The organism is Hominibacterium faecale, from assembly GCF_020734085.1.
In the GTDB taxonomy this organism is placed as follows: domain Bacteria; phylum Bacillota; class Clostridia; order Peptostreptococcales; family Anaerovoracaceae; genus Hominibacterium; species Hominibacterium faecale.
The window spans coordinates 166,512-178,649 of record NZ_JAJAGH010000003.1; the positions used below are offsets into that span (position 1 = coordinate 166,512).

Here is a 12,138-nt window from a genome sequence, read left to right on the forward strand (position 1 = left end):
CGAGATGTCATAGGATCTACGTTCGGTAGAGGGAAAGGTCAATCTGATATTTATCAAGCTTGCGATATAACGTCCGTAAATTCATTTCAAGAAAGGCTGCGGCTTTTGTCATATTGCCATTTGTTTTTCTCAGTGCTTCAATAATGAGTATTTTTTCCGTTTCTTTCATATTGAGAGGCTTTCTCGCCGGCAGGGCGGAGGCCTCCGACTCAATGGCAGTGTTTTTAGCCCTTGGAAGAACGTGCACGATATCCTCGGGAAGCTGCTCCAGTGTAATGGCTTTTTCTTTTTCTACCAAGTTAATAGCTCGCTCGATGACATTCTCCAGCTGCCGGATATTTCCCGGCCACCAATAGGCTTCAAGGAGCGCATATGCATCGGGTGAAATTGTAATATTGTCTTTTTTATCATGGTTATACGTTTTAACAAAGTAATCTGCAAGTACACGGATATCCCCAGGTCCTCTGGTTACTAAAGAGGGCGTGTTAATAGTAAACACATTCAAGCGGTAATAGAGGTCCCTGCGGAACGTTTTGTTATCAATTGCCTGGGGCAGATCTTGGTTTGTGGCCGCGATAATGCGCATATCAACGGCTTTTGGATATTTTCCGCCGATACGGACAACTTCTTTGGTCTGGATAACGCGAAGCAAAGCAGCCTGTATATTCAGAGGCATATCGCCGATTTCATCCAGGAAGATCGTACCACCGTTTGCCATTTCAAATTTTCCTGGACGCCCGTTTTTATCAGCGCCTGTGAAAGCTCCTTTTTCATAGCCGAACAGCTCGCTTTCAACCAGACTGTTTGGTATGGCCGCGCAATTTATAGCGACAAAGGGGCCGCTTGCAGAAGCGCTGGCGTTATGGATAGCTTGGGCGACTAATTCTTTGCCGGTCCCGCTTTCCCCTATAATCAATACGTTTGAATCACTTTTAGCCGCCTTTTTGCTGGCAGCGATCATTTTTTTCACCGGTAAGGAATCACCAATAATGCTTTCAAAGTCATAATGGGCATGATATCCTCCTACGTTTTTTACTAATTTATGGATCAGCTCTGTCTCATTAAAGCGGAGCAAGGTGCCGGTCACAGCTCCAGCATGATCTTTTATGAAATGAACGGACAGGCGGAATTCTTTCGGCGGCTTTTGGGCGCCGATCCATTTTATAGAAGCTTCTTCATTATATCGTTCTTTTTCAAGGAACACATAGCGGTCATTGCAGCAGATATTATCGTCGATACTAATAAATTGAAACAAATTTTTTCCTATGATCTGTTCATAGGATAGGTCCAGCAGTTTCAGTGCATATTTGTTGACCTGAGATACACGGTAACTTTGGGTTAACAGAAACAGGCCCGAACTCATATTTTCGATAATTGTATTTCTCTGGGCGCTGATGCGTTCGATGCTGCGCATTGCATGTGTTAGTTCCATTTCTTTTGCAATGCTGTCGGAAGCGGAGAGGGCCATGCCCAAGGTATGAGGGTGGGCGTTTTCTTTCAGGACAGTAATGTTAATGGCCCCAATAATATTGCTGCTGCTATCAAAGATCGGAGCACAGGAGCAAGTGTATTGTTGGTGTTTTTCACAGTAATGCTCATTTCCCCACAGCTGCACGGGCTTTCTCAGATAGAGGGCGGTACCAATGGCATTGGTACCAGCGATCGTCTCCTGCCTGCAGGCGCCGGGAACAAGACGGGTCAGGGTCTGGCCGTCAATGACAATTTCACTGTCACCCAGGTAATCCAGTATATATCCATCCTTATCGGAAAGTAAGATGTAAGAATTGGTATCTTTGATAATGGAGTAGAGCCGTTCCATATAAGGGTGGACGATTTCGATCAGTTTCATATTGTTATTAATCCTGAGGTTTAGTTCTTCCGCCGAAAGGATCTTCGTAACGATGCCAAAAGGATCTACATTGGCCGCCCGTGAGCGTTCCCAGGATCGGAGGATATCCGTCTGGATAAAAGAATAATCATAGTCCTCCTTCTTTATAAAATGGTTCCAGGCTTTATGGAGTTTGTTTTGATAAGCTGCCGTGTTCGAGAAAAATTCTTTCATATGGATACCTCTTTTAACCTCGGTAAAACGATAATCGCCGTATTTAGGATACAAAATATCGTGACAAAAAGCAAATGTAATTGTCATTTTTTTATAAAAAGTGTCAGTCTTATGCCAAAAACATGTAAAAATGTCATGGTTTAATGAACCGACGAAAACAAAACCATCTCTGCGCGATAGGGATTTATGGTTCTAAACGTTGAAATTCCAACAATAACAACGATGAGTGTGTTGCGCGCTTTATAATTGGCACGCAGATTGCTCTTTAATAATATGACGAGAGCAGATGTGGCATGTTCTACAGTGCAAACAAAATAAACATATCAGGGAGGTTATTATGAAAGTAAAGGATTACAGCAAAGAACAGCTCATGGCGTTCTACGAAACCATGTTCAAAATGAGACGATTTGAAGAAGAGACCTTTGAGTTTTATAAGAAGGGTATGATGGCAGGTCTTGCCCACTTGTATCTGGGTGAAGAAGCGGTGGCTACCGGCGTGTGCGCGGCATTAAAGGACGACGACTACATCGGAAGCACCCACAGAGGTCACGGACACCTGGTGGCAAGAGGCGCGGACATTGATCGAATGATGGCGGAGATCCTGGGCAAAGAGACGGGCTACTCCAACGGCAAGGGCGGCTCCATGCACATCATGGCCATGGATAAGGGTATTTTAGGGGCCAACGGTATTGTGGGCGGGGAGATTCCCATTGCCACAGGCGCGGCCTATACAATCAAGTATAAAGGAACCGACCAGGTAGCCGTTTCCTTCATGGGCGATTCGGCTACCAACGAAGGAACCTTCCACGAAAGCATTAATATGGCGGCAGCATGGGATCTGCCCTGTGTTTATGTCATTGAAAACAACCTCTACGGTATTTCCGTAGATATCCGCGATGTAACCAATACGCCGGACCTGGCCGTGAGAGCCAAGGCCTACGATATCCCGGGCGTGGTCGTGGACGGAATGGATGTTACCGCCGTTTATGAAGCAGCAAAGAAAGCGGTAAAACGCGCGAGAGACGGCAAAGGCCCGACCATCATCGAATGCAAGACCTACAGATGGCAGGGACATCACGTGGGCGATCCGGCGGTCTACAGACAGAGAAGAAGCAAAACAGAAAAAGAAGACTGGATGGCAAGATGCCCGGTAGCAAACCTGAGAAAAGAAATGATCGAAGCGGGCAAGGCGGAAGAAGCAGAAATCGCAGCACTGGAAGAGCGGATCGAAGCAGAAATTCAGGAAGCAGTAAAATTTGCGGCAGACAGTCCATATCCTGACGCAGAAGAAGCATATACCGACGTATTTCAGCAGGGAACCCTGTAGAGGATTGTAGGAAGGAGAATAGAACCATGAGAGAAATAAGATACGCGCAGTTGATTGCGGAAACATTGGATAAAGAGATGGAGCGGGATGAAAATATCGTTATGCTGGGAGAGGATATCGGCTTCATCGGCGGAAACTTCAAATGTACAGAAGGACTTTTGGAAAAGTACGGCGACTTGAGAGTCAAGGACACCCCGATTTCGGAACAGGGATTCGTGGGAATGGGCGTTGGAATGGCGCTGACCGGCCTGCGGCCCGTTGTTGAGCTGATGTTTTCCGATTTTCTGCTGGTAGCGGCGGATCAGGTGATCAATCAGATGGCAAAAATTCGTTATATGTCGGGCGGACAGTGCAACGTACCCATGACCATCCGATGCCCCATCGGCGCCGGAAGATCTTCGGCCGCTCAGCATTCCCAGTCCATGCAGGCTATGGCGGCTCAGTTCCCGGGAACAAAGATCGCCATTCCTTCAACCGCGCAGGAAGCAGCAGGCCTTCTGATGACCGCAATCCGGGACGATGATCCTGTTTTATTCCTGGAGCACAAGATGGAATACAATAAGACGTTCAAGGTGGACGATGTCATCGAACCGATTCCTTTCGGCAAGGCCAGAATCGCCAGAGAAGGAAAGGATATCACCATCGCGGCCACATCCTCCATGGTCATGAAATCGGAGGAAGCGGCAGAAAAGCTTGCCAAGGAAGGCATTGACTGTGAAATCATCGATCTGCGGACCATCGTGCCTCTGGATACCCAGACCATCATTGAATCCGTGAAAAAAACAGGTAAGCTGATCGTAGCCGACGAAGCCCACGAACGCTGCGGAATCGGCGCGGAAGTAGCCGCTGCTGTAGCCGACGATATCTTCTATTATCTGGATGCTCCATGCGGCAGAGTAAGCAACCCCAACGTACCGCTGCCATTCAGCCCGGCTCTGGAGTTCCCGCTGATTCCATCGGCTGACAAGGTGTATGAAAAAGTAAAGACCTATTTCAAATAAGGAAGAGAGGAGCGGTAACATGGCAGAAATCATCATCATGCCCAAGCTTGGATTCAATATGAACGAAGGCAAGCTGGTAGAGTGGTATAAAAACGAAGGTGACTCCATCGCAAAAGGCGAGCCCCTTTTCTCGGTGGAGACAGACAAGACCAATATGGATATTGAAGCTACCGGAGACGGCATTGTAAAAGCCCTGCTCATCGAAGCAGGAGATGCGATCCCGGTAACCCTGCCCATCGCTGTGATCGGCGCTGAAGGAGAGGACGTTTCCGCGGCCATAGCCGATGCGAAGGCACAGCTTGCGGGCGGCGGAGCCGCGCCTGCGGAAAAAGAAGAAGCTGAGGCTCCTGTAGAAGAGAAGAAAGCAGCCGCGCCGGCGCCAAAGGCAGAAGGCGGCAGAATGAAGATCACGCCGAGAGCAAGAAGAGCGGCAGCAGAAAAAGATCTGTCTCTGGAAGGGCTGGATATTGTCGGTACCGGATGGCAGGGCGGTATCTGTGAGCAGGATATTCTCGATTATCTGGAATCCAGCAAGATCAAAGCTACACCAGTGGCAAAGGCTATGGCCGGCGCAGAAGGCATCGATCTGGAATCAGTAACCGGAAGTGGAGCAAACGGTAAGATCATGAAAGACGATGTGGAAAAAGCCATCGCGGCCAAAGAAAAAACAGCAGCACAAGAAACGGCCTGCGCCTGCGAGGATGGCGAAAAGAAATTCTCGCCGGACGGAAAAGAAATTCTGGAAGAAATACCTTATGCAGGAGTGCGTAAAGTCATCGGCGACCGTTTGTCCGAAAGCAAATTCACAGCGCCCCATCTGTACTTTACACAGAAGGTCAACCTGGAAAAATTGCTGGAAATCAGAAAACAGGTCAATGAGGCACAGGATAAAAAGACTTCTGTAACCGATTATATTGCAAGAGCGACCATCATTGCCCTGCAAAAGTATCCGGAGATGAACTCCTCTCTGGTGGGAGACACCATTGTGAAATACAAGAGCGTCAATCTGGGGATCGCGGTGGCATCTCCGACTGGTTTGATCGTACCCAATATCAAAGACTCGCAGAACATGAGCGTGGTAGAGCTTTCCCAAGCTTCCTCGCCGCTGTTTGAAAAGGCAAGAGCAGGAAAACTGGCTATCCATGAATATACCGGAGGTACCTTCACCATCTCCAACCTGGGAATGTTCGGGATCGAAAACTTCACGGCGATCATCAATCCGCCGGAAGTGGGCATCTTGTCCATCAGCTCCACCAAGGACGAGCCGGTGGTTGTGACAAAGGCTGACGGCAGCAAAGAAGTAGCCATCAAGCCGATGATGAACATTCAGGTGTCGGTTGACCACAGAATCATCGACGGACTTCTGGCAGCCCAGTTTGTAACAGAAATCAAGAATCTGCTGGAAAGCCCGATCAGTTTGCTGGTATAAGTATGTATGATAGAAGTGTAGAAAGGAACAGATAAATGGCCGAAGTAATCATTATGCCCAAATTGGGATTTAATATGAATGAAGGAAAACTGGTGGAGTGGTATAAAGCAGAAGGTGATACCGTTTCCAAGGGAGAACCCCTGTTTTCCGTAGAAACCGATAAAACAAACATGGATATTGAGGCGACAGGCGATGGAGTGGTAAGAAAGCTTTTCATCAATGCGGGAGATACCATTCCTGTAACCCTGCCCATCGCCATCATAGGCAGCAGGGAGGAGGATATAGCGGCAATGGAAGCGGACGCGCTGGCCCAGCTTAAAGGCAATGCTCCGGCCGCTGAGGCTGCCGCACCGGCCCAGGAAGCGGGTGAAACCAAAGAGACAGTTCCGGCAGCAGACAACGACTCTGTCTATGACTATGAGATCGCAGTGATCGGCGGAGGCCCGGGAGGTTATGTTGCGGCCATCAAGGCCGCCCAGATGGGAAAAAAGACCGTAATCATTGAAAAAGAACATTTTGGCGGTACATGCCTCAACGTGGGATGTATCCCGACGAAGGCCCTGCTGAGAAGCGTAGAATCCCTCAAAGAAGTGAAAGAAAGCGCAGACTTCGGCGTCATGGGCGTGGACACAAGCAATGCTGCTTTGGACCTGAAAAAGGTGCAGGAGCGCAAAAAAGGCGTTGTGAGCCAGCTGGTAGGCGGAGTACAGGCGCTGCTCAAAGGCAACGGCGTTGTCATTGAAAACGGCCAAGGCATTTTGAAGGACAGCCATACCATCGAAGCGGCAGGAAAGACGATCACAGCGGAGAACATCATCATTGCCACCGGTTCCCAGGCCAAGAGCCTGCCCATCGACATCGATCCCAAAGCGACCGTGCTCACCAGCACAGAGATGCTGGATCTGGATGAAAAGCCCGAATCCATGGCAGTAATCGGCGGCGGAGTCATCGGTGTTGAATTTGCTTATTTCCTGGCAGCTATCGGTGTGAAGGTTACGGTGGTGGAATTCTTAGATCGCATTCTGCCAATAGTGGATGAAGAGATTACCGCGCAGGTTACCGGACATTTGACAGAAATGGGAATTGACATCCATACAAGTGCAAAAGTGACTACAATTACAGCAGACGGCGTGAAGTTTGAAAAGGACGGCGCATCTGAGGAAGTTAAGGCGGATCAGGTACTGATGGCTGTCGGAAGAGGCCCCAGCCTTGACGGCATCGATACAGACGCTCTTGGAATCAAGACGGAGCGGGGAGCCATCGTAACCGACAACACGTTAAAGACATCGGTTCCCAACATCTATGCCATCGGCGATGTAAACGGCAAGGCAATGCTGGCCCACACCGCTTCTATGGAAGGGATCATAGCAGTGGAAACGATCTGCGGTAAAAAGGTATCCATGGATTACGACAAGATCCCCAGCGCGATCTACATCCAGCCGGAAATTGCCTGCGTCGGCCTGACGGAAAAGCAGGCGGCTGAAACGTACGGTAAGGTAAATGTGGGCAAGTTCCCTCTGCTGGCAAACGGTAAAGCAAAAGTCGCAGGGGAGGAGAGAGGCCTTGTGAAAGTGGTCGCAGAGCCCAAATACGGTGAGATCGTAGGCGTACATATGTACTGCATCCATGCGACCGATATGATTGCCGAGGCAGTCGCGGCCATGAAGCTGGAAAGCACGGCCGAGGAAATCGCAATGTCCGTCCATCCTCATCCGACTGTTTCCGAAGTTATGCAGGAAGCGATGCATGCGGCAGGAGGCAGAGCGATCCACTTTTAATTCGGTTTAAGGCTCAGGAGGTGAAATATGATCAATCGGATTTCCCATATTGAAAGCGTATCAACGGATCCGCGGCAGAATCTGGCGCTGGAGGAAGCATTGTTTTTTCACTGTGCGGAGGATGAGTGCATCTTATATCTGTGGCAGAACCAAAATACGGTTGTGATCGGAAAGAATCAGAATGCCTGGAAAGAGTGCGATGTGAACAAGCTGGAGGCAGAGGGCGGCGTGCTGGTTCGCCGGATGTCCGGAGGCGGAGCAGTATACCATGATACGGGCAACTTGAATTTCACCTTTCTCTGCTGCAAGGAAAATTACGATGTAGATCGCCAGCTTAGGGTGATCATCTGCGCGCTGAAAAAATTGGGCATTGACGCAAAAAAGTCGGGGCGAAACGATATCACTGTCCATGGGCGGAAGATTTCGGGGAATGCTTTTTATGAGAGGGGCAGGCGCTGCTATCACCACGGCACCATCATGATGGATGTGGATATGGAAAAGCTTTCCCGCTACCTGACCGTTTCAAAACAGAAACTGCAGTCCAAAGGTATCGATTCGGTAAAGTCCAGAGTGACAAACTTGAAATCCCATGCCGCCGGCATTACAGCAGCGACGCTGAAGCTTCGTCTGATAGAGGCCTTTGAAGAGGTTTATGGGAAATCGGCAGAGCCTTTGGCGCAAGAGGCGCTGGATCAGGCGCAGATCGCAGAATTGACCCGCAAATATGGCTCATGGGATTGGACTCTTGGACGAAAGATCGATTTTCAGTATGAGATTTCCAAAATGTTTGATCTGGGCCAGCTGGCGCTGCAGATCCGGGTGAACGGGGGAATGATCGAAGACATTAACGTGTTTTCAGATTTCATGGACCCCAACATCGCCGAGGGGATCGCGGCAGGTCTTACGGGTCTGCGGCATGATAAGCACCAGGTGTACGACGCGCTGAAAAAGATAAGCGCCGGAAGCAGAAGCGGCGTATACGGTGAGGCGGGGGAAGCTGTAATGGAAGAGATATTTTCATGGATCGCAGAAGCGGTCTGAATTTCAGAAGAAAGCAGCCCGCGCTGAAAAAATAGAACACCTCTTAATCAATTGGGGACATAGCCCGAATTTGGTTAAGAGGTGTTTTTCATTTAGAAATCGATTTCCTCAAATGATTTATTTATTCTGGAACTTGGCTTCTTTCTTTTCCAGGAAAGCGGTCATGCCTTCGGTCTTGTCCTGAGAAGCAAAGGTGGAGGCAAATGCTTCGATTTCCAGTGCGCTGGCAGCGCGCATATCCAGGTCATAGCCGTTATTGATGGTTGTCTTGGCGATACCAATGGCGATGGGAGCTTTGGACATGATCGTCTGAGCCAGCTTTTCGCAGGCAGGGATCAGTTCTTCCGGCGCGACCACTTTTTCCACCAGACCGATGCGGCATGCTTCTTCAGCGCCAATCATCTCTGCAGTCATGATCATGTATTTTGCCATTCCTTTTCCAACCAGGCGGGGCAGTCTCTGGGTTCCGCCAAAGCCCGGGATGATGCCCAGGTTTACTTCCGGCTGACCAAACTTGGCTTTTTCAGATGCAATACGGATATCACAGGCCATAGCCAGCTCGCAGCCTCCGCCCAGAGCAAATCCGTTTACTGCTGCGATAAAAGGCTTTTCGATGGATTCCATGTAGTTCATTACTTTGTGGCCCTTGGCGATCAAGGCTCGGCCTTCAATAGCATCCAGCTGGTTCATCTGCGCGATGTCGGCGCCGGCTACAAACGCTTTACCTTCTCCGGTGAGGATCACAGCTTTTACCTGCTCATCTGCGGCCGCTTCTGTGAATGCGGCGTAGAGTTCGTCCAGAACCTGGCCGTTGAGGGCGTTCATTGCTTTTGGTCGATTGATTGTTACGTATCCGATGTTTTCAGACACTTGGTATTTGATCGTTTCGTACATATCCTTTTTTCCTTTCTTTTAACAACATTCCATAAAATAATCATAACACTTTACTGTAAGAATTTCCATATCTACATTGTAATAAAATCGTTATTTTTCCGAAATGATTTGGTTACTTTTAGGCGGTAAAATGATGGAAGAAAGAAGGAAAGCGGGGGAATAGGCATGGAAAGAATGTGGACAGGGCAGGTGGAAACGAGGCAAAGTGTCTTGCTCTCGGTTCAAGTGTATTGTGCGATGTTTTTAATGTGTTCGGTGGTCGGCTGGATGTGTGAAGAAGTGTTTTGCAGGGCCATCGATGGGTATTGGGAAAACCGGGGCTTTCTCTATGGGCCCTATCTGCCGATTTACGGCGTCGGCGCGGTGATGATGAGCCTGCTCCTCAGACGTTACCGCCATCAGCCGGTAAAGCTGTTTTTTCTGGCCGGCGCATTTAGCTGTGTGTTGGAATACATAACGAGCTGGGCGATGGAAAGTATCTGGGGGAGAACCTGGTGGGATTACAGCCAGGCGTTTCTCAATATTCAGGGAAGAGTGTGCCTGAGGGGAGCGGTCCTCTTTGCCATTGCCGGCATCCTGCTGGTGTACCTGATCGAACCCGCTGCCAAAAGACTGATCCTTAAATGTATTGATACGAGGAAAGGGCAGATCATGTTGTATGTTCTATATGTGATCTTTACTGCGGATTTGATCTTGACAGTTGGGGGCAGGTATAGCTAGCAGCTCTGCTTCTAAATCCAAAGCCGGGAAATTTTTCATAAAAAATTGTACTTTTTACGCAAAGCTGTGGGTTTGCGGGGCCTCTTATTGAGAATAGGAGGCTTTTTTTGATTTGAGACCGGGTTGGGAGGGCGCAAGCGTTGGAAAACGCGTAAATTTTAGAAACTTTTCCTGATTTTTTCCCGTAGAGCGCCATTCTGCCCAAAGCCGTTAAACTTCAGTGCAGCCCATCCCGGCCATCGCCGCATGATCGGAAGGCGATATACCTTATACTAAAAAATACGAAAAAAAGGACGCCTGCACGAAGCGAAGCGTCCTTTAAAATAGTAATCAAACTTTTATGTAGGCTGTGTTTAGCAGATGCCCTGAGCCATCATAGCGTCAGCAACCTTCAGGAATCCAGCGATGTTAGCGCCGGCAACCAGATTGTAGCCGAATCCATATTCTTCAGCAGCTTCCTGACAAGCCTTGTGGATACCAACCATGATATCTTTCAGCTGAGCGTGAACCTGATCTGGAGTGAATACAGTCTTTCCAGCGTTCTGGCCCATTTCGATGCAAGAGCAAGCAACTCCGCCAGCGTTAGCAGCCTTGGAAGGTCCAACGATGATTCCGCCGTCCTGCATGATTTTGATCGCTTCGTTTGTGGAGGACATGTTGGATCCTTCGCATACGAACTTAACGCCTCTTTCTACGAAAGATTTTGCGTCGTCTTCTCTGATTTCATTCTGAGTAGCGCATGGGATGTACAGATCCGCTTCAACTTCCCAAGGTTTCTTTCCAGCGTAGAAAGTAGCGCCAGGGAACTTGTCAGCATAAGGTGCGCAGATGTTCTTGCCGGATCCTCTCAGCTCGAGCATGTAATCAACTTTTTCGCCGGAAACGCCGTCTGGATCGTAGATATATCCGTCAGGACCGGAGATTGTGATAACTTTTGCGCCCAGCTCGTTCAGCTTCATTGCTGTACCCCAGGATACATTACCGAATCCGGAGATGGCAACCTTCTTATCCTTCAGAGATTCGCCGTTTGCTTCCAGCATGCACTGTGCATAGTAAACGATACCATATCCAGTAGCTTCTGTTCTTCCGTTCAGGCCGCCCCAGGACAGACCTTTACCAGTCAGTGTACCTTCAAATCTGTTAACGATTTTCTTGTACTGTCCGAACATGTAACCGATTTCTCTTCCGCCAACGCCCAGGTCACCGGCAGGAACGTCAGTAGAAGGTCCGATGTGTCTATATAATTCTGTAATAAATGCCTGGCAGAAACGCATAACTTCAGCATCGGATTTTCCGTTAGGGTCAAAGTTAGCTCCGCCTTTACCACCGCCGATAGGAAGACCAGTCAGACTGTTCTTGAAAATCTGCTCAAAGCCCAGGAATTTGATGATTCCAGGATATACGTTTGGAGCGAATCTCAGACCGCCTTTGTAAGGTCCAATTGCACTGTTGAACTGGTATCTGTATCCTTTGTTAACCTGTACTTTACCAGCATCGTCAACCCATGTTACCTTGAAAGTGATTCCTCTTTCAGGTTCAACCAGTCTTTCGAGAATAGCAGCTTCCTCGTATTCAGGATGCTTTGCGATTACTGGTTCCAGGGAATGAAGAACTTCCTCAACGGTCTGATGAAATTCAACTTCGCCAGGGTTGTTCTTTTTGCAGTTTTCAATTACTGTTTCGATGTAATTTGACATTTGATTTTCTCCTCTTTTTCTCTTATATTCTCGCAATAAATATAAAGCCTTTAACACCTTAAAATATAGCACTTTGGTAAATTGTAGTCAATATAATTCAATCTTTCCATGCAAAGTTTTAATTTTCTGAAAAATGAGCAAAAGGTTTCATATGTGAGAAACTGTTTCTCGAACACGAGAAAGCAAGAA

The 12,138-nt window shown here is 48.4% G+C and carries 9 protein-coding genes; 6 read left to right on the forward strand and 3 right to left on the reverse strand.

The features are described from left to right. Nucleotides 1-16: 16 nt before the first annotated feature. Nucleotides 17-2,062, reverse strand: coding sequence for a sigma-54-dependent Fis family transcriptional regulator (locus LG211_RS03615; RefSeq protein WP_227754904.1), 2,046 nt, complete (start codon nt 2,060-2,062; stop codon nt 17-19). Nucleotides 2,063-2,399: 337 nt separating this feature from the next. Between LG211_RS03615 and LG211_RS03620 the strand changes: the two genes are divergently transcribed. The 5 genes from LG211_RS03620 to LG211_RS03640 are packed head-to-tail and all read left to right on the forward strand — an operon-like array spanning nt 2,400 to nt 8,638. Further along, a complete protein-coding gene (locus tag LG211_RS03620; protein WP_148396625.1) occupies nt 2,400-3,389 on the forward strand; it encodes a thiamine pyrophosphate-dependent dehydrogenase E1 component subunit alpha in 990 nt (329 codons plus the stop codon). 26 nt (nt 3,390-3,415) lie between these two features. Further along, entirely contained in the window at nt 3,416-4,390 is a 975-nt protein-coding gene (locus LG211_RS03625) for an alpha-ketoacid dehydrogenase subunit beta (RefSeq protein WP_253019395.1), read from the forward strand. A gap of 19 nt (nt 4,391-4,409) precedes the next feature. Beyond that, the gene (locus tag LG211_RS03630; RefSeq protein ID WP_269477015.1) at nt 4,410-5,819 is read left to right on the forward strand and encodes a dihydrolipoamide acetyltransferase family protein; all 1,410 of its coding nucleotides are present in this window, start codon (nt 4,410-4,412) and stop codon (nt 5,817-5,819) included. Nucleotides 5,820-5,854: 35 nt separating this feature from the next. Continuing rightward, the gene (gene lpdA / locus LG211_RS03635; RefSeq protein WP_269477016.1) at nt 5,855-7,597 is read left to right on the forward strand and encodes a dihydrolipoyl dehydrogenase; all 1,743 of its coding nucleotides are present in this window, start codon (nt 5,855-5,857) and stop codon (nt 7,595-7,597) included. A 27-nt stretch (nt 7,598-7,624) separates the two neighbouring features. Continuing rightward, entirely contained in the window at nt 7,625-8,638 is a 1,014-nt protein-coding gene (locus LG211_RS03640) for a lipoate--protein ligase (RefSeq protein ID WP_269477017.1), read from the forward strand. A 117-nt stretch (nt 8,639-8,755) separates the two neighbouring features. On the opposite strand, the gene LG211_RS03645 is transcribed toward LG211_RS03640, so the two are convergent. Further along, the gene (locus tag LG211_RS03645) at nt 8,756-9,532 is read right to left on the reverse strand and encodes an enoyl-CoA hydratase-related protein (RefSeq protein ID WP_148396620.1); all 777 of its coding nucleotides are present in this window, start codon (nt 9,530-9,532) and stop codon (nt 8,756-8,758) included. A 165-nt stretch (nt 9,533-9,697) separates the two neighbouring features. Here LG211_RS03645 and LG211_RS03650 point away from each other — a divergent pair, with 165 nt between their 5' ends. Then, entirely contained in the window at nt 9,698-10,252 is a 555-nt protein-coding gene (locus LG211_RS03650; protein ID WP_148396619.1) for a putative ABC transporter permease, read from the forward strand. Between the two features lie 353 nt (nt 10,253-10,605). Here LG211_RS03650 and gdhA read toward each other — a convergent pair whose 3' ends face one another. Next, nucleotides 10,606-11,949, reverse strand: coding sequence for an NADP-specific glutamate dehydrogenase (gene gdhA, locus LG211_RS03655; RefSeq protein WP_148396618.1), 1,344 nt, complete (start codon nt 11,947-11,949; stop codon nt 10,606-10,608). Between the last annotated feature and the right edge of the window lie 189 nt (nt 11,950-12,138).